This is a genomic window from Prauserella rugosa (genome assembly GCF_000719975.1).
GTDB classification, from domain to species: Bacteria; Actinomycetota; Actinomycetes; order Mycobacteriales; family Pseudonocardiaceae; genus Prauserella; species Prauserella rugosa.
The window spans coordinates 1-21,143 of sequence record NZ_JOIJ01000015.1 but is presented as its reverse complement, the minus strand read 5'-3'; the positions used below and the strand labels follow the sequence as shown (position 1 = coordinate 21,143).

The following is a 21,143-nucleotide window of genomic DNA, read 5'->3' as shown; positions in this document are numbered from 1 at the left end:
CGATGTCGGTTTCGTCCATTCACTCCGATCCATTGACACGCCACCCCGCCTCCTGTTCCATCAGAAACCGGTTTCCAGCCGTTGGTGACACCGTGTCGCGTGCGCGGTGCCGCCCTGGCCGAGGCCCGGCTCCCGTCCGACGTCGGCGCGGGAGCGAGCGTGCTCACCGTCGAGTACCCGAGGAGAATCCATGCGCTCAGCAGCCGCCACCCGCGCCCTGACCGCCGTGCTCGGCGCGGCGCTCGCGATGTCCGTCTTCACGCCACCCGCCGCCGCGGCCCCGCCATCCGGGCAGGCCCCCTCCGAGCCGCACGGCTGGGAGCTGGCCGACCAGATCCGTAACGAGGTCAAGCCACCCACCATCCCCCAGCGCCCGTTCGACATCACCGACTACGGCGCCGACCCCACCGGCGAGCAGGACAGCACCGATGCCATCGCCGAAGCCATCGACGCCGCCTCCGCCAAAGGCGGCGGCAAGGTCGTCATCCCGCCCGGCGAATTCCACACCGGCGCCATCCACCTCGAAAGCAACATCGAACTCCACGTCAGTGACGGCGCCACCGTCCGATTCAGCCAAGACCCCGCCGATTACCTGCCCGCGGTCAAAACCCGCTGGGAAGGCGTCGAGCTGTACAACTACTCCCCCTTCGTCTACGCCGACGGGGTGCGCGACGTCGCCATCACCGGCGGCGGGACGCTCGACGGGCAGGCCGACGACGAGCACTGGTGGCCGTGGAAGGAACAGCCCGACGGAAACGGTGGGGTCATCGAGACCGAGCACCGCGACCGGCTCTTCCAATGGGGCGAGGACGGTGTCCCGGTCGAACAGCGCAGGCTGGAAGACAGCAAGCTGCGCCCGAACTTCGTGCAGTTCTACGACAGCGAGAACATCCTCGTGAAGGACGTGACGCTGACGAACTCTCCGATGTGGATGATCCACCCCGTGCTGTCGGAGAACGTCACGATCGACGGGGTGACCCTGGACAGTCCCGACGGTCCGAACAGCGACGGCGTGGACCCGGAGTCGAGCAAGAACGTCGTGATCAAGAATTCGCATTTCGACAACGGTGACGACTGCATCGCCATCAAATCGGGACGTAACGAGGACGGCCGGCGGATCGGCGTGCCCAGCGAGAACATCGTCATCCACGACAACACCATGGCCGACGGACACGGCGGCGTGACCATCGGCAGCGAGATGTCCGGCGACGTCTACAACGTCTTCGCCGAGGACAACGTCATGGACAGCGAGCACCTCGACCGCGCACTGCGCATCAAGACGAACTCCGTCCGCGGCGGCACGGTGGAACAGGTCTACTTCCGCAACAACCGGATCCCCCAGGTCGGCGGCGAGGTCATCCGCATCAACTTTCAGTACGAGGAGGGCGACGCCGGCGAACACACCCCGACGGTCCGCGACGTCCAGATCGAGAACGTCCACAGCACGGGCGGTTCGTTCGGGCTCTACCTGCGGGGCTACGAACGCTCCCCGATCAGCGACGTGACCGTTCGCGACTCGACCTTCTCCGACGTGGAGACGCCGATGGAACTGGAACACGTCCGGAACCTCCATCTCGACAACGTCGACATCAACGACCGCCACTACGACGAGGTCATCGACGCAGGCCCCCTGAGCTGACCCGATCACCACCTCGACTCATCCTTTTGGACTCACTGCTTCGACTCACTGCGGAGGAGAACGCATGACACGACGGTCACGAAGCAAGAAGACACTCATCGCGGCCCTGGTCGGGCTGCTGTGCGCCGGGGTCGGCGCCGGTTCGGGCGCTGTCGCGGCCCCGGAACCGGCCGGTCAGGCGCAGGCGGGTGCGGACCCGCTGTGGAAGATGGCCGACCGGATCGTCGACACGGTCGAGGAGCCGGCGATTCCCGACCGCGAGTTCCGGGTCACCGACTTCGGCGCGGTCGGTGACGGAACCACCGACGACCACGACGCGATCATGGCCACCGTCCGAGCCGCCCACGAGGCGGGCGGCGGCCGGGTGGTCCTTCCCGAGGGGACCTGGCTCAGCGAGGGCCCGATCCATCTCGAGAGCAGGATCGACCTGCATGTCGCCGAGGGATCGCGCCTGCTGTTCGGCTCCGATCCCGCCGACTACCTGCCCGTGGTGCACACGCGCTGGGAGGGCACCGAGATGTACGGCTACTCGCCGCTCATCTATGCCAAGGACGTGCACGACGTCTCGATCACCGGAACCGGCGTGATCGACGGCAACGAGGCGAGCGAGTTCCTGTCCTGGTACGACAAACAGGACGCGGACATGCAGAAGCTCCGGCGCATGGGTTTCGACGGCAAACCGCTCGACAAGCGCCGCTTCGGGGAGGGCCACTTCCTGCGGCCGAGCATGATCCAGTTCTTCGGCGCCGAGCGGGTGCTGTTGAGCGACTACACGGTCACCAACTCGCCGTTCTGGATCAACCACCTCGTCTACACCGACGACGCCACGGTGCGGAACCTGACCGTCGACAGCCACAACGCCAACAACGACGGCGTCGACGTCGACTCGAGCACGAACGTGCTGGTGGAGAACAACACGTTCCGCACGGGTGACGACGCCGTGGTCGTGAAGTCCGGCCGGGACAAGGACGGCAGGGACATCGGCAGGCCCAGCGAACGCGTCGTCGTCCGCGGCAACGACATGGGCGGAGAGGACGGAATCGCCCTGGGCAGCGAGATGTCCGGCGACATCCGCTACGTCTTCTTCGACGACAACACGCTGCGCTCGGGTGCCTCGGCGGTGCGGTTCAAGGGCAACCTCGATCGCGGAGGAACGGTGGAACACATCCGGGTGCGGGATTTCGAGGTCGAGGAGTTCGAGAACCTGATCTGGTTCCAGTTGGACTATCCCGGCGAACTCGGCGGAAACTTCCCGCCGGTGTATCGGGACCTCGTGTTCGAGGACGTCACGGTCGACAGTGCGGACACCACGCTGGAGATCCACGGGCCGGACGCCGTGCCGTTGCGGGACGTCACGCTGCGCAACGTGGAGGTCGCCGAGTCGGAGACCCCCATGGTGCTCGAGAACGTCGAGGATCTGACGTTCGACAACGTGCTGATCGCAGGGGAACGTATCGACGGCGAACTCGACTGGCGCTGAGCCGAAGGGCGCCGGTACGCCGCCGAGTCCTATTCGGACTGCCGATCGGGATCCGAACGGGACTCGGCGGCGTCACCGCCTGCGAGCACGGCACGGGCGTGCGCGCGATGATCGGCGAACAGCCGGGCCGCCCGTCCCGCGTCGCGGGCCCGCAGCGCGTCGGCCAGCTCACGGTGTTCCCCCGGGAGGTGCTCGACGTCCGCGTCGAGACCGATGCGGGTCAGGAGGAAGACGTGCACCTGGGAGCGGATCGCTCCCCAGGCTTCCTGCAGCCTGTGGTGTCGCGCTGCGGCGTACACCGCGTCGTGGAAGGCGATGTCGGCGCGGACCATGGCGTGCGGGTCCCGGGCACGGGCGAGCTCCTCGGCGGCGGACTCGATCGCGTCGAGATCCTCCTCGTCGGCGTGGTCGACGACCTGCCGGACCGCGAGTTCCTCGAGCGCGCCACGCAGGCTGTCGAGCTCGGCGATGTCGGCCGTGGACAGTTCGACGACGAAAGCGCCGCGATGCCACGCCGTCCGCACCAGACCTTCGCGTTCCAGGCGCAGCAGCGCCTCCCGGATCGGCCCCCTGCTGACGTCGAGTCCGCGCGCCAGCTCGACCTCGCGCAGCTGTGCCCCGGGCGGATAGGTGCCGTCGAAGATCGCCTCCCGCACCGCGTCGGCCACCTCGTCGGCGAGCCCGCGGCGACGGGCGGGTGTGATCGATCGCTCGGCCATGCCACCTCCTCTTGTCTCAATGTTAACATTCGGACAAGGACTCGCTGAGGAATGCGGTCCACGAGGATTCAGGAGGCGCTCCCATGGCCGTGCTCGACTCGCCGATCCCCCGGTTCCACCTCGCGATGCCGGTCGACGACCTCGACGCCGCGCGCCGGTTCTACGGCGAGGTGCTGGGCCTGGAACAGGGCCGCAGCTCCGAGTCGTGGATCGACTGGAACCTCCAGGGCCACCAGTTCGTCACGCACCTCGCCCCCGGCCGCTCGGAGGGCATCCACAACCCGGTCGACGGGCACGACGTACCCGTCCCCCACTTTGGGCTGATCCTGACGATCCCGGCCTTCCACACCCTCGCCGACCGGCTCCGCGCCGCGGGCGCGACGTTCGTCATCGAGCCCTACGTCCGGTTCGAGGGTGAACCGGGTGAGCAGTGGACGATGTTCCTGCGCGACCCGGCCGGCAACGCGCTCGAGTTCAAGGCCTTCGCCGACGACGACCAGGTGTTCGCCGTCTGACGAAGGCCCGAACCCGGCCCGCCGCTCAGTAGCCGGACGAACCGCCCTGCGACAGACTGCCGAACGCCTCGTCCATGGCGGCCTTGTTCTGCCGGGCCCACTGCTGGGCTGCCTGCAGCTCCTGGCCGGCACCGGCTTGCTGGATCGCGTCCTCGAGGTCACCGAGCTGCTTGTCGTCCATGCGGAAGTTCTTGATGACCTCGGTCAGTTCGGGGTAGTCCTCGCCGAATCCCTCGCGGCCGATCATGTGCAGCTTCTCGGCCTCTCCCATGGACCCCTTCGGGTCCTCGAGGTCCTTCAGGTCGTAGCGCGAGTACGCCCAGTGCGGATGCCATAGCGTCACGACGATCGGTTCGCGGTTCTGGATCGCGGAGTCGAGGGCCGACAGCATCGCCGTCGTCGACGACTTCTGCAGCGTCATGCTGCCCTCGAGGCCGTAGTCGGGCATCATCTGCGTTTCCACGAGCCGGGTCTCCCCCGCGCCGGGTTCGATGCCCGTGATCGTGCCGCCGAACTGGTCGGCGTGCTGTTTCAGATCGGCGATCGAGTTGACGTCGCGCACGTACGACGGCACGGCGATGTTCAGCGTCGCCTGGTCGTACCAGACGCCGAGATCCTCGACCTGACTCCGGTACTGCTCCCAGTAGTCGGAGTGCGTCGTGGGCAGCCACGCGTCCTGGAACAGGTCGATCTCGCCCTGCGCGACCGCCTGCCACGTCGGCGCGACGTCGAGCTGCCGCAGCTCCACGTTGAAACCACGCTGGTCCAGTTCGGCCTTGAACAGGTTGGCGAGCGCGATGTTCTCGTCCCAGGCGATGTATCCGATGGTGAGGTCACCGCCATCACTGCCACCGCCTCCGCCCTGCCCGTCTCCTCCGCCACCGCAGGCTGCCGTGACCGCCACGAGCAGGCCCGCGAACACGGCGGCCAGCACGCGATTCCTTCCGATGCGCATACCGTCCTCCTTCGTCCGTTCGCGCGCGCCGGTTCTCAGGCCACGCCCGCGAGCCTGCGCGCGCGGCTGACCGCGGATTTCGCGGACAACGATGCGGTGATGCGGTCGAGGTAGATGGCGAGGATCACCACGCTCACGCCGTACTCGAAACCGGCGCCGAGCTGGAGCCGCGTGGTCGCCTCGAACACGTCGGCGCCCAGTCCCGGGGTGCCGACCATGCCTGCGATGACGACCATCGACAGCGACAGCATGATGATCTGGTTGACCCCGGCCATGATCGAGGGCATGGCCAGCGGGATCTGGATGCCGGTGAGGATGCGTGCCGGCGACGAGCCGAACGCCTCCCCCGCCTCGACCATCTCCTTGTCGACCTGGCGGATCCCCAGTTCGGTCAGGCGAACACCGGGCGCGAGCGCGAACATCACCGTCGCCACCACACCGGGACCGACCCCGATGCCGAAGAAGATGACCGCCGGGATCAGGTAGATGAACTGCGGAACGGTCTGCAGGAAGTCCATCACGGGTTTGACCACGCGACTGGCTCCGTCGCTGCGTGCCGCGAGCACCCCGAGCGGCACCGCGACGACCACCGCCACGGCACCGGCCAGGACGACGAGCGAGAGCGTCTGCATGGCACTGGCGAACGAGTCGAGCCCGTCGAGGACCGCGAATCCGATCAGTGCGGCGAGGCCGAACTTCCAGCCGCGCAACCACAGTGCGCCCGCGGCGAACAGCAGGATCATCACCCAGGTCGGGGCCCACGTGAGCAGGTCGGCCAGTGCCGTCACCGCGGTATCCAGGCCCTCCGAGACGGCGTCGAACACGTCGCCGAGGTTGTCCTTGAGCCACGAGACCAGCTCCGAGAACCACTCGCCGAGCGGAATCCTCGGTACTTCCCACTGCGTCACGGCAGGCTGCTCACGCATGGTCGTCCTCCGATTCCCACCCCGCCACGGCGTCCCCGGCCGGCTCGGCGGTGGCCGCCGACGTCTCCGCGGTGGCCGCGGCCTGGTCGACGTCGCCGAGCGCGGACAACAGGGACGACTGGTGCACCACGCCCACCAGCACGCCGTCGGCGTCGACGACCGCCAATGGGAGCGGTCCCGACACCGAGGTGAACAGTTCGTTGACCGTGGCCGTTTCCCTCACCCGCGCCACCGGCCGGGCGTCCACGGGCCTGCCGGACCGCCCGTTGCGCACCGCGTCCTCGGCGGCCCGCTCCCCCACGGCGCCGACCGGACGTCCCGCCTCGTCGACGAGGACGACCGCGGAGACGTGATGGTCGTGCATCGCCCGTACGACGTCGGTCGCGGACGCACCGGACCGCACGGCGTGCAGCTGTTTGTCCATCACGGACCGCGCCGTGAGCACCCGCGCCCGGTCGACGTCCCGCACGAACTGGGCGACGTACTCGTCGGCGGGGTCGGTGAGAATGGCCTCCGCCGTACCGAGTTGCACGATGCGGCCCCGGCGCATCACCGCGATCCGGTCGCCCAGGCGCATCGCCTCGTTGAGGTCGTGCGTGATGAACACGATCGTCTTGCCCAGCTGGCGTTGCAGTCCCAGCAACTGGTCCTGCATCTCCCTGCGAATGAGCGGATCGAGCGCGCTGAACGCCTCGTCCATCAGCAGCACGTCGGTATCGGCCGCGAGCGCTCTGGCCAGGCCGACCCGCTGCTGCATGCCACCGGAGAGCTGTTCGGGCAGCCGGTCCTCCCAGCCGGAGAGCCCGACCATGTCCAGCGCACGTCGCGCCCGCTCGAGCCGCACCTGCCTCGGCTCACCCTGGATCTGCAGCCCGTAGGCGGCGTTCTGTTCCACGGTCCGATGTGGAAACAGCGCGAAGTGCTGGAAGACCATGCTCATCCGGCGCTTGCGCAGGTCGCGGATCTCGCGGGCCGTCATGGACGTGATCTCGACGTCGTCGACGTAGACCTTGCCCGACGAGGCGGGAAGGATCCCGTTGAGCATGCGCAGCAGCGTGGACTTGCCCGATCCCGACAGTCCCATCACGACGAAGATCTCGCCCGCGTCGACCTCGAAGGACACGTCCACGACCGCAGCGGTGGTCCCGGGCACGTCGATATCCGAGGCGCACCGGACAGGAGTGATCGCACCACCTCGGGTGCGCGGTGGCCGAATACCTTGTAGAGACTTTCCACTCGAATCGCGGACACGGTCTCCACCTCTCCGGCGAGCGAAGAAAACTGTCCTCCAGTTTACCGCAGAATCGTCGGAACACCCGAGGAAATACACTGGGGAAACGCACGGAAACCGTGCGTCATAGTCGACGAGGAAAACACGCCGGCTCGCATGGAAAAAGAATCATGAACGGGTTCCGTACTGCGTCGGAAATCAGCGAAGCGGCGCCTCGGATCAGGTGAACCCTGCTCCGAGGCGCCGCTTCTGCCCGAGAAATCAGCCGATCGACAACGATCAGGAACTGTAACCCTTCGGCGGAATGAGGGACGCGAGCTGATCGAACGTCAGCCAGTAGATCTGATTCCCTCCGAACGAGGCCGGATCGGCGATCTGCACGGTGCCGTCGACGTCGTTGTATCCGGTCACGGTGAAGTAGTGGTAGATCGTCTGGTCGGACGGGTAGCCGGGAGGCTGGTTCCCGGGCGGCGCGACGATGTTCGCGACGACCGCCTCACCCCCGTCGATGGCACCGACGATGTTGTTCCACAGCAGGTCCTTCTCCTCCTGTGTGGGCGGATCGTTCGGCATCTCCGTGGTGGTGTAACCGCCGATGTGGTTGTTCAGCACGGTCGTGACCTGGCTGATGTGGTCGGTCCCGCCCGTGTGGGTCCCGAGCTCGGCCGCGAGGTCGGCCTGACTGCGGGAGATCCCCTTCGCCGACAACGCGATGCGGGTCGCCGCGGGCCCGCACCAGTAGCTCGTCTCCTGAACCTGGTACTCGATGTCCAGCGTGACCTCGCCCCGCGGCGTGACGTCACCCGCGGCCTGCCCTGCGGTGGCCTGCCCAGCCACCGCAGGCGGCGTGCTCACCGCCTCCGGCGCCGCCTGCGCCGGCACCAGTGCCGACACGCTCAACGCCAGCGCGGCCGCACCCGCGAGCGCCGCCGTCCTCCGTACCACCATGCGCCGTTCCTCCACTCGTTGCGATGAGGGCATCACGTTCGGTAATGCCACCGGATTCGGCTCAGCCTAAAGTCATTCACACATTTTCCGAAAGCCCCTCAATAACCGACATAGCAGACATTCGCGAACCGGGTGACGACGTTCTGACTGCGCCGTTCGGAGCAGGACCACTGATCCGTTCGCGGATTTCATGCGACGAAAGTTCGGTGATCACGCCGCGGTGACGAGGTGTTCACTTTTCGCCGACGATCGTCGGTTCTGCCATTTCGCCACACCGTGTGAAAGTGACGTCCGCCCTCTGTGACGACGGCAGAAACGAGGTTCTGGGATGCGGACACGAACGACGCGGTGGGCGGTCGGGGCGGTATCGACCCTGGCGGTCACCGCGGGCATGCTCGCACCGGTTCCGGCTGCGGCGAACGCACCGACCAGCACGGCGTACGGCACCGCGACGGCAGGCACCGCGGCGCCCGCCGACACCGCCCCGGCCGACATACCGGCCGGCTACTACGACGGCACCGACGGGTTGACCGGCGAGGAACTCAAGTCGGCGCTCAACGACATCATCAGCGAAAGCACCCAGCTGTCCTACGACGAGGTGTGGGACGCCATCAAGGCCGCCGACGAGGATCCGGCCAACCCGGACAACGTCGTTCTGCTCTACAGCGGCGAGTCCCGGAGCAAGGACGCAAACGGCGGTGGCAGCGGCGACTGGAACCGCGAGCACGTCTGGGCCAAGTCGCACGGGGACTTCGGCACCTCGGGCCCCGGCGCGGACGCCCACCACCTGCGGCCGACGGACGTCCAGGTGAACAGCGTCCGCGGCAACAAGGACTTCGACAACGGCGGCGACGAGGTCGACGGCGCTCCCGGCAACTTCACCGACGACGACTCGTTCGAACCCCGCGACGAGGTCAAGGGCGACGTCGCCCGCATGATCTTCTACATGGCCGTCCGGTACGAGGGCGAGGACGGTGCGCCGGACCTCGAACTCAACGACGAGGTCGACAACGGCGAGCAGCCGTTCATGGGACGCCAGTCGGTCCTGCTCGAATGGCACAACGCCGACCCCGTCGACGACTTCGAGCGCAAGCGCAACGACGTCATCTACGAGCAGTTCCAGCAGAACCGCAACCCGTTCATCGATCACCCCGAGTGGGCCGAGGAGATCTTCGGCGGCCAGAGCGGCGCCGGGGCATCCCGGTCGGCCTCCTGATCGGTTCTCCGGTCCGGCGGGTCCCACCGATCCGACCACGACAGGCCGGTGTCCGCGTGCACGCGGACACCGGCCTTCGTCGTCGTCACCCGCGCAGCCGGCGTGCACGCACGTCGGTGCCTACCCCTGATATCCGACCCCCTGATATCCGGGCCCCTGATATCCGACGAGGCGCAACGCGAACCGGCTGTACTGCCACACCACGGCGTCCTCGCTGAGCTCGCCGTCCTCCCGGTACCAGGCCGAGACGCCCATGCCCAGGTCGAGCACCGCGTACGAGGCCAACCGCACCGAGTCGACGTGGAACACGCCCGCGTCCACACCGGCGGCGACGAGGTCACGGAAGCCGCGCTCGTAGTCGGCACGCAGGTCCAGGACGTGAGTACGGCTGGGTTCGACGAGGCTGCCGATCTCCCGGTTGCCGACGAAGGCCTCGAGACGGTGCCGCGCGTGGTAGCGCACGTGGACCTCGGTGGCCCTGCGCAGGCGTTCCGCGGGGTCGTCGGTGGTCGCGACGGCACCTCGGTAGCCCGCGAGCAGTGCCTCCATGGTCGAACTCATGATGCGGGCCAGCAGGTCCTGTTTGGACGCGACGTGTTTGTAGAGGCTGGGCGCCCGCATCCCGACGGCCGTACCGATGTCGGCCATCGTCGTCGCCCGGTACCCCTGCTCGGTGAACAACGCGAGCGCGGCGTTGCGGATGTCGTCGAACCGGTCCACGCCCATCCCTCGTTCCCACGTCGCACGGCACCGGACCACGCGCGTTCCGGCTAACAGAGCATAGCCGAGAACTTCCCGAGTACTCACGAGGTTGCCTCTCAGCGCGATGCACCATTACAGTCTCGGCTAATCGTCATTAGCCGAACGGAGTCGCCATGGCCGTCGACCTCAGCCACAGTCCGGACGTCGCCGAGCTCGTCGACCGCACGAGGGCCTTCGTCCGTGACGTCGTCGTCCCGCTCGAGGAACAGCACGGCGGTGTCGCCCGCACCGAGGAGGTCCGCACCGAGCTGCAACGGGCGGCGAAGGACGCGGGCGTGTTCGCGCCGCACGTCTCCCCCGAGTACGGCGGCCACGGGCTGGACATGTGCGGCAGAGCCGCGGTGTTCGAGGAGGCGGGGTACTCGCTGTTCGGTCCCCTCGCGCTCAACATCGCCGCGCCCGACGAGGGCAACATGCACATGCTCGAGGCGATCGCGACCGAGGAGCAGAAGCAGCGGTACCTCCGCCCGCTCGCGAACGGACAGGTGCGTTCCTGCTTCGCGATGACCGAGCCCGCGCCGGGTGCCGGGTCGGACCCGGCCGCCCTGACGACCCACGCCGTACGCGACGGTGACGGCTGGCGGATCAACGGCCGCAAATGGTTCATCACCGGCGCCGACGGGGCGGCCTTCGCGATCTGCATGGCCCGTACGTCCGGTTCCGCAGGCAGGACCGAGGGCGCGACGATGTTCCTCGTCGACGCCGACAACCCGGGCATGCGGCTGGTCCGGCACATCGACACCCTCGACGAAAGCCTCTACGGCGGGCACATGGAGGTCGTGTTCGAGGACTGCCTCGTGCCCGACGAGGCGGTGCTCGGCGAGGTCGACGAGGGTTTCCGGTACGCGCAGGTCCGGCTCGGGCCCGCCCGGATGACGCATTGCATGCGGTGGCTCGGCATCGCACGCCGCGCGCAGGACATCGCCGTGGCGCGGGCTTCCGAACGCGAGGTGTTCGGCTCCCGGCTGGGCGAACTGGGCATGGTGCAGCAGATGATCGCCGACAACGAGATCGACATCGCCGCCTCCCGCGGACTCATCACGCAGGCGTGCTGGGAACTCGACCGGGGCCGGTCGGCTGCACAGTCCACATCGGTCGCCAAGACGTTCTGCGCCGAGGCGGTGTGGCGCTGTGTCGATCGGGCACTGCAGATCTGCGGTTCGCTCGGCGTCTCCGGCGACATTCTGCTCAGCCGGTTCCTGCGGGAGGTCCGTCCGTTCCGAATCTACGACGGTCCCTCCGAGACGCACCGGTGGTCGATCGCCCGCCGCGTCCTGCGCAGGCACGACAAGGAGTCCACCCGATGAGCGAGTCCACACCGGACGGACTGGAGCTGCCCGCCCTCACGGAGTTCTTCGCCCGCACCGTCCCCGGGTTCGGCGGCACGCTGCACGCGCAGATGCTCGCCGGCGGCAAGTCGAACCTGACGTATCTGCTCACCGACGGCGAGCACCGGTGGGTCCTGCGCAGGCCGCCGCTCGGTAACCTCACGCCGTCGGCCCACGACATGTGGCGCGAGTACCGCGTGGTGGCCGCGCTCAGCGGCACCGACGTTCCGGTGGCACAGGCCGTGGCCTACGACGACACGGTGCTCGACGTGCCGTTCGCCCTCGTCGAGTACGTCGAGGGTCCGGTGCTGCGCACCGAGGAGGAACTGCGGCGACTGTCCCCCTCGGACATCCGCCGCTGCGGGGAGGCTCTCGTCGACGTGCTGGCCTCGCTGCACGCGGTCGATCCGCACACGGTGGGACTGGGCGACTTCGGCAGGCCGGAGGGGTATCTCGAGCGCCAGGTGCGGCGTTGGTACGACCAGTGGCAGCGGGTGCGCACCCGGGAGCTGCCGGACATCGACGCGCTGCACGCCCGGCTCGCCGAGCTCTGTCCCGCCGAGAGCGGGGCGTCGATCGTGCACGGCGACTACCGCATCGACAACACGATCCTCGATCCCGGCGATCCGGGACGGATTCGTGCGGTGGTCGACTGGGAGATGGCGACCCTGGGTGATCCGCTCGCCGATCTGGGTCTGTACCTGGTTTATGCCGACCCGTCGTTCGCCCCGGTTCTCGCTGGTTCGGCGGCGTCGACGAGCTCGGCGTTGCCGTCGGCGCGCGAGGTGGCGCAGCGTTACGCCGAGACGAGCGGCAGGGATCTGAGCCGCCTGGAGTTCTACCTCGGCCTGGGCTATTTCAAGATCGCCGTGGTCGCCGAGGGCATTCACGCGCGCTATCAGCAGGGCATGACCCGCGGTGAGGGATTCGACCGGGTCGGCGAGGCCGTCGCCCCGCTGGCCGCCGGTGGGCTGCGGGCGTTGAAGGGAGACATCGCATGACCGGCGTGCTCGATCTGTTCCGGCTCGACGACCGGGTCGCCGTCGTCACGGGCGCCAGTTCGGGCCTCGGTGCGGGATTCGCCGTCGCGCTCGCCGAGGCGGGGGCCGACGTGGTGCTCGCTGCCCGGCGGGCGGATCGCCTGGCCGAGACGGCCGAGCGGGTCCGTGCGACCGGCCGGCGCGCACTGGCGGTCGCCACCGACGTCGGCGACGCCGCGAGCTGCGAGGCCATGGCCGAGGCCGCGGTCGACGAGTTCGGCAGACTCGACGTGCTGATCAACAACGCAGGGGTCGGCACGGCGGTCCCGGCGCTCAGGGAGGATCCCGACGAGTTCCGCAGGGTCGTCGACATCAACCTCAACGGCGCGTTCCTCGCCGCGCAGGCGTGCGCACGGCGCATGGAACCGGGCTCGAGCATCGTCAACATCGCGAGCGTGCTGGGCCTGATCAAGTCGTTCGCCCCGCAGGCCGCCTACGCGGCGAGCAAGGCCGGGGTCATGGGAATGACGCGCGATCTGTCCCAGCAGTGGTCCGGGCGCAAGGGCATCCGGGTCAACGCCGTCGCACCGGGGTACTTCGCGAGCGAGATGACGGCGGAGATCCCGGACGAGAAGCTGCTTCCGTTCGTCGAGCAGACCTCCACCCTCGGCAGGTTGGGCGAGCAGCGAGAACTCGACACGGCGGTCGTGTTCCTGGCGAGCCCTGCATCCTCGTACGTCACCGGCACGACCCTGGCCGTCGACGGAGGAATGTCGGGCCACTGACGACCCACACGGAGCGGCCGGCACGGGGTGCCGGCACGGGCGGTCAGGCCACGCCGTGCGGTGCGTTCTCGTTGCGGGTGCTCTCGCGGTGGGCAGCCTCGTGGTGGGCATTGTCGGCCGCGGGGTCGGCTGCGGGTGGCAGGTCGCGGTCGATGTGGTCGGCGTGGAACAACGCCTGTGCGAGCAGCCCGCGGACGTGGTTGTTGGCGGCCGAGTAGTAGACGAACGTGCCTTCGCGCCGTCCGGTCACGAGGCCGGCCAGACGCAGCTTCGCGAGGTGCTGGCTGACGGCGGTCGGGGCGGCGCCCGCCAGTTCCGCGAGGCACGCCACCGATGATTCGCCCTGCAGCAGCGCCCACAGCACCTTGATCCGTGTCGGATCGGCGAGCAGCCGGAACGACTCGGCGGCCAGGTTGACCTGTTCGTCGTTCGGCATGTCGAAGTCGGGCACCGAGCTGTGCATGCCCGTCACCGTACTGGATGTCCGTACCGAATATCACTCTCACGCACATACGCACTTGCTTATCTGCGTGAGTACGCAGATAGTGATGCCGTGACACGTCAGCACGAACACCACCACTCCGGCGACCCCACCGACCACGGGCACGGGCACGGGCACGGGCACGGGCACGGGCACGGGCACGGGCACGGGAGCAGCCTGGTGGCCCGCCTGAAACACCTGGTGACCCCGCACAGCCACGACTCGGCCGACCGCGTCGACACGGCCATGGAGACGAGCGCGAAGGGACTGCGCGCGCTGGCGTGGTCGTTCGTCGGGCTGCTGGTCACGGCGATCGCGCAGCTGGCGATCGTGCTGGTGACCGGGTCGGTGGCGTTGCTGAGCGACACGATCCACAACTTCGCCGACGCGTTGACGTCGATCCCGTTGGCGATCGCCTTCGTGCTGGGCAGGCGCGCGGCGTCGCGGCGCTACACCTACGGCTTCGGCAGGGCCGAGGACCTGGCCGGGGTCGTCGTCGTGGTGTTGATCGCCGCGTCGGCCGCGCTCGCGGGCTACGAGTCGGTGCGCAGACTGGTCGATCCGGTGCCGATGACGCACGCGTGGGTGGCGATGCTCGCGGGCTTCGCCGGATTCGTGGGCAACGAACTGGTGGCGCGGTACCGCATCCGGGTCGGCAGGGAGATCGGTTCGGCGGCGCTCGTCGCGGACGGCCTGCACGCCAGGACGGACGGGTTCACGTCGCTGGCGGTCGTCGCGGGTGCGGCGGGCAGCATGCTCGGTTTCCCGATCGCCGACCCGATCGTCGGCCTGGCCATCACGGTCGCCATCCTCGGGGTGCTCCGCGGAGCGGCGCGCGAGGTGCTGGGCCGGCTGATGGACGCGGTCGAACCGGACCTGACCGAGCACGTCGAACGCACGGCGGCCGGGGTCGACGGGGTCCACGCGGTGCGTCAGGTGCGGCTGCGCTGGCTGGGCCACAGCATGCGCGCGGAGCTGGACGTCGCGGTGGACGGGACGCTCGACGTCGTCGCCGCGCACGCCATCGCGCACGACGTCGAACGGGCACTCACGGCCGAGGTGCCCCGGCTGACGGCCGCGTCGGTGCACACCGAACCGCTCGTGGGCGCGGGCGAGGCGCACGGGAGCGGATGACCACACCGGGTTCCGGCACGAGTACTCAGCGTCCGATCGTGGCGTGGGCGTGATCGGATCGTTGTGGTCCTTCTCAAAGGCGCTGGCTTCGCGGGCCGAACTTTGCGCATAGTCACCACACCCCGACCCGAGTGGCGTGTTTCCCCCGACACGCCCGGAACACAATTGGAGACCCCGCATGAGTGCGCCCCACGCGCTCAGACGGGTGACGACCGCTGCGCTGGCCGCGCTGGCGCTGGTCGTCGCCCCCATGACCCCGGCTCACGGTCAGGAATCGACGAACGACGTCGAGACCGCACGTACCGAGTTGCGCGAGGCGCAGGCCCGCCTGGCGCAGCGCTATCAGACGTTCACCGACGCCGAGCGCAAGCACGACGCGGCGCAGAAGGCCGCGACCCAGGCGCGCGAACGCGCCGAGAAGGCCCGCACGGCCGCCGAGTCGGCCGCCCGCCGTTTCCACGGCATGCAGGGTGATCTGGACAAGTTCGCCTCGGCGAGTTTCCGGCAGGGCAGCACGATCGGTTCGATGTCGGCCTATCTCGGTGCCGACAGTCCCACGGAGATGCTGGAACGTTCGTCCCTGCTCAATGCGATCAGCGACGACCAGTTGAGCGTCCTGGAGCGGATGCAACGGGCGCTCGGCGCCAAACGCGCATCCGAGCGCGAGGCCACGACGGCGCTGCGCACGGCGACGTCCAACGAGCGCAGGGCCGCGTCGGCCAAGGCCGAGGCCGAACAGGCCTACACCGCGGCGCAGGACGAGCAAGAGGAGGCCAAGGCCGAGATCGACCGGCTCGTCAGCCGCACGCAAACGCTCGCGAGCGGTTCGTCGACGGCGGCGCCCACCGTGCCCGGCGGAGCGGCCAAGCCCGCAGAGGGCACGCTGACGTCGACCTACGGTGCCCGGTGGGGCACGGTCCACTACGGCATCGACATCGCCAACAGCATCGGCACGCCCATCCATTCGACGCTGCCCGGCGAGGTGATCGACTCGGGCCCCGCGAGCGGTTTCGGCCTGTGGGTGCGCGTCCAGCACGAGGGCGGCATCGTCTCGGTGTACGGCCACATCGACCAGTCGATGGTGTCGGTCGGCCAGCAGGTGTCGGCGGGGCAGCAGATCGCGACGATGGGCAACCGTGGCCAGTCCACCGGCCCGCACCTGCACTTCGAGATCCACGAGAACGGCAACAAGATCGACCCGCTCCCCTGGCTCCGCAGTCAGGGTGTCGACATCTGACGGCCGGCACCGGCACCGCCGCTGTCGGCCCGGGCGGCCGGGCCGACAGCGGCGGGCGCCGCGGCCCCGTTCGTTCACCAGGTCAGCAGTTCCCGCGGGATGTCGCGGCGTGCGGAGGCGTGTCCGGCGCGGGTGTTCGGCACGGTGGCCAGCGCCGCGAGCACGGAGCCGAGGCTGGGCAGCCATCGCCGGAACGGGTCGGGTTCGACGAGCCACTGGGCGGCGCAGTCGGGTCGTCCGTCGGGCAGGGGGACCACGGATCCGGCCGGCAGCACCCGCACGCCGTCGGGAGGCTGGTGGTGGGCGGCGCCGAAGTCGTCGGCCTCGGCGAGCAGGACGGTGACGCGTTCCCGCCGGGTCGGCAGTCCCAGCGCCGGACCGAGGCAGTCGAGTTTGCGCAGGTCGGTCAGCACCGCGTCGGAGAGCGCGCGCGGTACGACGACGGCGGCGACGCCCGAGCCGGTGATCAGGCGGAAGCCGCCCGCGTACTGTTCGACCGGCCAACCGAACGTGCCGCGGTAGTCGGGACGGGTGGTGTCCTGCGCGTCCAGCTCCAGGGTCATCGCGGTCCTCCTGCGGCGCGTCATTGCTCCAGCCTGGTCTCCCTTGGTGGACCATTACGCTAATGGCACTCAGTGCCGTTAGCAAGGGTTTTCTGCTACGTTTCGCCGCATGACCGCCTCTTCCTCGCCGTCGGGTTCGTCGTCGGGTTCGTCGTCCGTACCGCCGTCCGCGGCATCGTCCGGGTCGTCCGGGTCGGCGGCGGTGTCGGTCGCGTCGTCGTCGAACGGGTCTCCGCGCCCGCGTGCGGGGCGGACGGAGGCGGGTCGCCGGAAGGTGCGGCGGTTGTTGACGCATGCGGCGATCGATCTTTTCCTGTCGCACGGTTATGACACGACGACGGTGGACGACATCGCCGCGGCGGCGGGAGTGGGAAGGCGGACGTTCTTCCGCTACTTTCGGTCCAAAGAGGATTCGATTTTCCCGAATCACGACGATCTGCTCGCGGACATCGAGCGGATGTTGGCGGAGGCCGATCCGGGTGTCGAGGATCCCGTTGACGCGGTGTGCCGCGCGGTGCGGTTGGTGTTGGACTCGTATCTGGACGATCCGGACGTATCGTTGAAACGATATCGGTTGACGCGCACGGTGACGTCGTTGCGCGACAAGGAGGTCGCGAGCGTCGACCGTTATCAGCGAGTGTTCACGCGCTATCTGCGTGAGCGGTTCCACGACGTGGGTGATCCGGCGGCCGACATGCGCGCGCCGATCGTCGCCGCTGCCGTGGCGGCCGCCCACAACCACGTGTTGCGGCAATGGTTGCACAGCGGCGGCACCGTCGATGCACACGGCCTGGCCGACCGCGCGTTCGCCATGGTTCGCCGGGCGAGCGCCACACCCGGGCCGGCCACGGGTTCGACGGCCACCTCGGCGACCGTCGTACCTGCCACCACCGACACGGCGACGACCGCCGACGGGACGGTCGTCACCGTGTTCACCACGTCGACCCCGACCGCCGAGGTCGTGCGCAGGATCAACGCCGCCCTGGCCGATTAACGGCACTCCGTGCCACTACCGGTCCCTAGATGTACTGACCGGGGACATTGATCAACCGCGTGAAGGGCGGCTGGTTGGCGCAGGCCGTGTGGGGTCGGTGATGGTTGTAGTGATGCAGCCATGACTCGAGAGCGTCGCGTCGTTCTGCCTCTGAGCAGTAGCAGCGGGCGTAAGCCCACCCGTCGGCCATTGTGCGGTGGAAGCGCTCGACCTTCCCGTTCGTCTGCGGGCGATATGGGCGCGTGTACCTCGGACGGATCGACAGCGCCTCGCAGGTACCGCGCCACAGATTCGACCGGTACGCACCGCCGTTGTCGGACAGTACTCGCTCGATCGTGATCCCACGCTCGGCGAACCAGTTGACAGCTCGTTGCAGGACGCCAACGGCAGTGACAGCAGTCTCGTCGTCGTGGATCTCGGTGTACGCGACGCGGGAGTGGTCGTCGATCACGGTGTGGACGTAGGCGTAGCCCAGCTTGGGTCCGCCGTGCTGATTGCGTGGCTTGTCCGGCGTGGCGACGCGGTTGCGGTCGCCTTGGCGTCGGCCGACGTAGCGCCAGCCACCGCCGTCGGGGATGTTCCCCAGCTTCTTCACGTCCACGTGCACCAGCGACCCGGGGTGCGCGTGCTCGTAACGACGGATCGGTTCGCCGGTCGCCCGGTCGACGTGCGACAGCCGATTCAATCGAGCAGTGGTGAGGATGCGGTGGACGGTGGAGGGCGCGATCCCGAGCCTCGCTGATAGTTGAACTGGTCCTTCCCGCAACCTGATCCGCAGGTTGACGCACCGCTTCGTGACGGGCTTGCTCGTCTTGTTCGGCGAGCTCTTCGGGCGCGAGGACCGGTCGTGCATGGGCTCGCCGGCGCGGTAGCGGTCGACCCAGCGTTTCACGGTCGGCCACGAGACCTGGAATCGGGCGGCGGCCTCACTGATCGGCCAGCCCTCCTCGACGACGAGTTGGGCAACCTTCAGACGGTGACGCGGTGTGAGGGCAGCGTTGGGATGGGACATAGCATCTTTCGGTACGGGACGTCGCCGCGGCATCCGCCGCTGTCAGGCCGGATGCTGCACGTGGATGCGCAGGGCGTTCGCGGCGAACTGCGCGGCTTCTGGGCTGCCGAAGGTTTGGTGGAAGTCGGGGTTGGTTTCGTAGAGGTCGGCCATGCCTTGCACCATTGCGGCGGATCGTTCGGCATCGCCGGCGTGGGTGGGTGTCCCGGGGATGTCAGCGAACCAGGCCACGTGGTCGGCAGCGTGCGCTTGAGCAACTGGTGAGCCGGGTGTGTGGCCGGCTTCGTGGATTTCTGCCCACCGCGTGAGCAGGGCCTGGGCGTTGGCCTGCCAGTCGCGTTGCTGTTCCACGGACTTGGCATGCCACCACCGGTTCGACGCGTCGAAGGCCTCGCGTCCCCACCGTCGTACGACCTCGGCCTCGTAGCGGTCGTTGAAGCCTTCGAGCATCACATCCATGCGCGGTTCGCGGCCCTCGCGGCGCATCTGCAGGGTGTGCTTGACCGCGCTGATGCGCCGGTCCAGGGCCTCGCGGTCCTCGGCGAGCTGTGTCAGGTGGGCCTCGAGCGCTTCGACCTCGGCGGTCGGCGTCTCGGGGGCGTCGAGCACTGCGGCGATGTCGGCCAGTGGCATACCCGTGTCGCGGAGCAGAAGGATGCGTTGCAGGCGAGCGACCGCGTCGGGACCGTAGTAGCGGTAGCCGTTGGACCCGACGCGATCGGGTTCAAGCAGCCCGATGCGGTGATAGTGGCGCAGCGTGCGGCCGCTGATGCCTGCGCGTTCAGCGAGCTCGTGCACCGTCCATTCCATCACCGGGCTCCTGTCGATCGACGTGCTGCTCAGTGTGCCGCGTCTGTGGTCAGGCCCAGCCGTGGCAGCGCAATGCGCAGGATATCGGACGCGGGAGTGCGGACGTTTTGGGCGGCCGTGGCGGCCGTGGCGTCGAGGTATTCGCGGACAAGCCGAGCACCGGCTGCATAACCGGCCCCGGTCGGCAAGCCGACAGGCTCGGCACCGAACAGTTGTGCGCTCGAGTCGCCCAGCACCCAGGCGGCGAAGTCTGCCATTCCTGTGACGCCCAGGCCGCTGGCAACCTTCGCCAGGACCTGGTCGTCGGAGCGGGTTTCATCGCGCACGAAGTGGGTGTAGCCGGCGGCGCCATACAACTCGGACGCGAAAACGTCGGCGAGCCCTTCGGACACAACGTGCTCGCCAACCATCACCGTCTGTGGGTCCCACACGATCCCGCCGGGTGAATAGCGCACGTTGTGGTGCAGTTCGTGGACCGCGATCGCCTCGAGGCGATCGAGAACGCGCGAGGTGGGCCAGACGGTGATGGCGATGTAGCCGCTGATGCCGCCGAACCCTGACATCCCTTGCACCTCGTCGACGAAGTGCTGGCTGGTCGGATCTCCCAGGACGAGCAGCACGTTCAGGTCGGGGATGGTCACACCCGGATCGGCAGACGTCAACGCTGCGACCCCGTCCTCGAGGGCCTTCTCGATGCGGGTCCACGCATCGGCCGCGACAAGGGATTCCAGACCTTCGCGGACCTGCTCGATCGCGGAGTCCGGACGGAAGCCGAAGTTCTGCTGGTGCACGGTGGCCATGTCCACGCCGCCGGGGATGAAGTGGTACATCCCGGCCATCGGAGCCCACATGTCACGGATGAGGTCGGCGCGATCCTTCGCGTCCGCCGTCAGGACTCGGTTCATGCCCGAGGCACTGTCAATCATTGAAATGGTCATGACAAGCGACCGTAAACATTGCCGCTACGACAAGGTCAACCGTTTCCTCGATCAATGTCCCCGGTCAGTACACCTAGAAGGGTGGCGGTTCGTCGGGGTCGGATCGTTTCGGCGGGAGTATCGGTCGGCGTCTGCCGGTGTGAGGTCGCAGTGCCGAGCGGGTCGTCGGCACCAGGGCACGACGCATTCCCGGTCGCGCACGCGGACGAGTTCGCGGATGGCCGCGTTGGGCCGTCGGCGACTACGGCCGAGATCCAGAGGTTGGCCGGTGGCGGGATCGCAGATCACCTTCCGCCAGGTGCTGTCGCGGTTGGTCATGATCTCCCGCGCCACCGCAGCCGGAATCGGCCCATAGCCGTCGAGCTCGCAGCCGCTGTCGGACATCGACAGGGCCGCGTCAACCGGCATGTGCAGGTAGACCATGGCAGCGGCTTCCGGGACGCGAACGCCCGGGTCGTTGCCCAATAACAGGTCGGCGGTCACATCCGCG

At 68.4% G+C, this 21,143-nt stretch carries 21 protein-coding genes and 1 pseudogene; 10 read left to right on the top strand and 12 right to left on the bottom strand.

The genetic code is table 11. The annotated features are described in order from the left end of the window. Window positions 1-190: 190 nt before the first annotated feature. Together IF64_RS0118960 and IF64_RS0118955 are read left to right on the top strand one after the other, a co-directional pair. Window positions 191-1,639, top strand: a complete 1,449-nt coding sequence (locus tag IF64_RS0118960; protein WP_084705964.1) for a glycoside hydrolase family 28 protein — start codon at window positions 191-193, stop codon at window positions 1,637-1,639. A 64-nt stretch (window positions 1,640-1,703) separates the two neighbouring features. Then, a complete protein-coding gene (locus IF64_RS0118955; RefSeq protein ID WP_036877198.1) occupies window positions 1,704-3,119 on the top strand; it encodes a glycoside hydrolase family 28 protein in 1,416 nt (471 codons plus the stop codon). Window positions 3,120-3,148: 29 nt separating this feature from the next. On the opposite strand, the gene IF64_RS0118950 is transcribed toward IF64_RS0118955, so the two are convergent. After that, window positions 3,149-3,838, bottom strand: a complete 690-nt coding sequence (locus IF64_RS0118950) for a GntR family transcriptional regulator (protein ID WP_030533487.1) — start codon at window positions 3,836-3,838, stop codon at window positions 3,149-3,151. Between the two features lie 83 nt (window positions 3,839-3,921). Here IF64_RS0118950 and IF64_RS0118945 point away from each other — a divergent pair, with 83 nt between their 5' ends. Next, window positions 3,922-4,353 (top strand): VOC family protein, encoded by a 432-nt coding sequence (locus IF64_RS0118945; protein WP_030533486.1) that lies wholly within the window; start codon window positions 3,922-3,924, stop codon window positions 4,351-4,353. Between the two features lie 25 nt (window positions 4,354-4,378). On the opposite strand, the gene IF64_RS0118940 is transcribed toward IF64_RS0118945, so the two are convergent. The 4 genes from IF64_RS0118940 to IF64_RS0118925 form a co-directional block, all read right to left on the bottom strand. Next, entirely contained in the window at window positions 4,379-5,308 is a 930-nt protein-coding gene (locus IF64_RS0118940; protein ID WP_030533485.1) for a glycine betaine ABC transporter substrate-binding protein, read from the bottom strand. 35 nt (window positions 5,309-5,343) lie between these two features. Next, window positions 5,344-6,234, bottom strand: coding sequence for an ABC transporter permease (locus IF64_RS0118935; protein WP_030533484.1), 891 nt, complete (start codon window positions 6,232-6,234; stop codon window positions 5,344-5,346). Continuing rightward, a complete protein-coding gene (locus tag IF64_RS25575) occupies window positions 6,227-7,387 on the bottom strand; it encodes a quaternary amine ABC transporter ATP-binding protein (protein WP_342779916.1) in 1,161 nt (386 codons plus the stop codon). Before IF64_RS25575 ends, IF64_RS0118935 begins: the two co-directional genes overlap by 8 nt. 357 nt (window positions 7,388-7,744) lie before the next feature. Further along, window positions 7,745-8,413, bottom strand: coding sequence for a C39 family peptidase (locus IF64_RS0118925; RefSeq protein ID WP_030533483.1), 669 nt, complete (start codon window positions 8,411-8,413; stop codon window positions 7,745-7,747). A gap of 328 nt (window positions 8,414-8,741) precedes the next feature. On the opposite strand from IF64_RS0118925, the gene IF64_RS0118920 reads away from it, so the two are divergent. Continuing rightward, window positions 8,742-9,629, top strand: a complete 888-nt coding sequence (locus IF64_RS0118920; RefSeq protein WP_051757989.1) for an endonuclease I family protein — start codon at window positions 8,742-8,744, stop codon at window positions 9,627-9,629. 120 nt (window positions 9,630-9,749) lie between these two features. Here the strand turns inward: IF64_RS0118920 and IF64_RS0118915 are convergent, their stop codons facing one another. Beyond that, entirely contained in the window at window positions 9,750-10,355 is a 606-nt protein-coding gene (locus IF64_RS0118915; RefSeq protein WP_048808132.1) for a TetR/AcrR family transcriptional regulator, read from the bottom strand. 149 nt (window positions 10,356-10,504) lie between these two features. Between IF64_RS0118915 and IF64_RS0118910 the strand changes: the two genes are divergently transcribed. The 3 genes from IF64_RS0118910 to IF64_RS0118900 are packed head-to-tail and all read left to right on the top strand — an operon-like array spanning window position 10,505 to window position 13,484. Further along, window positions 10,505-11,698: an acyl-CoA dehydrogenase family protein gene (locus IF64_RS0118910; protein ID WP_030533480.1), complete on the top strand. Its 1,194-nt coding sequence runs from the start codon at window positions 10,505-10,507 to the stop codon at window positions 11,696-11,698. Next, window positions 11,695-12,720: a phosphotransferase family protein gene (locus IF64_RS0118905; protein WP_030533479.1), complete on the top strand. Its 1,026-nt coding sequence runs from the start codon at window positions 11,695-11,697 to the stop codon at window positions 12,718-12,720. Before IF64_RS0118910 ends, IF64_RS0118905 begins: the two co-directional genes overlap by 4 nt. Further along, window positions 12,717-13,484: an SDR family NAD(P)-dependent oxidoreductase gene (locus tag IF64_RS0118900; RefSeq protein ID WP_030533478.1), complete on the top strand. Its 768-nt coding sequence runs from the start codon at window positions 12,717-12,719 to the stop codon at window positions 13,482-13,484. The genes IF64_RS0118905 and IF64_RS0118900 overlap by 4 nt, the downstream gene beginning before the upstream one ends. Before the next feature lie 43 nt (window positions 13,485-13,527). On the opposite strand, the gene IF64_RS0118895 is transcribed toward IF64_RS0118900, so the two are convergent. Next, window positions 13,528-13,947, bottom strand: coding sequence for an ArsR/SmtB family transcription factor (locus IF64_RS0118895; RefSeq protein WP_051757987.1), 420 nt, complete (start codon window positions 13,945-13,947; stop codon window positions 13,528-13,530). Window positions 13,948-14,037: 90 nt separating this feature from the next. On the opposite strand from IF64_RS0118895, the gene IF64_RS0118890 reads away from it, so the two are divergent. Both IF64_RS0118890 and IF64_RS0118885 read left to right on the top strand, forming a co-directional pair. Further along, window positions 14,038-15,099, top strand: a complete 1,062-nt coding sequence (locus tag IF64_RS0118890; protein ID WP_084705963.1) for a cation diffusion facilitator family transporter — start codon at window positions 14,038-14,040, stop codon at window positions 15,097-15,099. Between the two features lie 178 nt (window positions 15,100-15,277). Next, entirely contained in the window at window positions 15,278-16,336 is a 1,059-nt protein-coding gene (locus tag IF64_RS0118885; RefSeq protein WP_030533475.1) for a M23 family metallopeptidase, read from the top strand. A 74-nt stretch (window positions 16,337-16,410) separates the two neighbouring features. On the opposite strand, the gene IF64_RS0118880 is transcribed toward IF64_RS0118885, so the two are convergent. Continuing rightward, a complete protein-coding gene (locus tag IF64_RS0118880) occupies window positions 16,411-16,899 on the bottom strand; it encodes a hypothetical protein (protein WP_211252612.1) in 489 nt (162 codons plus the stop codon). Between the two features lie 109 nt (window positions 16,900-17,008). Here IF64_RS0118880 and IF64_RS0118875 point away from each other — a divergent pair, with 109 nt between their 5' ends. Next, entirely contained in the window at window positions 17,009-17,893 is an 885-nt protein-coding gene (locus IF64_RS0118875; RefSeq protein WP_084705962.1) for a TetR family transcriptional regulator, read from the top strand. A 25-nt stretch (window positions 17,894-17,918) separates the two neighbouring features. On the opposite strand, the gene IF64_RS0118870 is transcribed toward IF64_RS0118875, so the two are convergent. The 4 genes and pseudogenes from IF64_RS0118870 to IF64_RS27235 all read right to left on the bottom strand — a co-directional run. Continuing rightward, complete coding sequence (locus tag IF64_RS0118870; protein ID WP_030533472.1) at window positions 17,919-18,905, bottom strand: IS481 family transposase; 987 nt, start codon at window positions 18,903-18,905, stop codon at window positions 17,919-17,921. A gap of 42 nt (window positions 18,906-18,947) precedes the next feature. Then, window positions 18,948-19,715: a MerR family transcriptional regulator gene (locus IF64_RS0118865; RefSeq protein WP_030533471.1), complete on the bottom strand. Its 768-nt coding sequence runs from the start codon at window positions 19,713-19,715 to the stop codon at window positions 18,948-18,950. Between the two features lie 29 nt (window positions 19,716-19,744). Next, entirely contained in the window at window positions 19,745-20,653 is a 909-nt protein-coding gene (locus IF64_RS0118860; RefSeq protein WP_030533470.1) for a DUF2268 domain-containing putative Zn-dependent protease, read from the bottom strand. Window positions 20,654-20,704: 51 nt separating this feature from the next. Next, window positions 20,705-21,143 (bottom strand): annotated as a pseudogene (locus tag IF64_RS27235) (hypothetical protein); the annotation flags it as partial.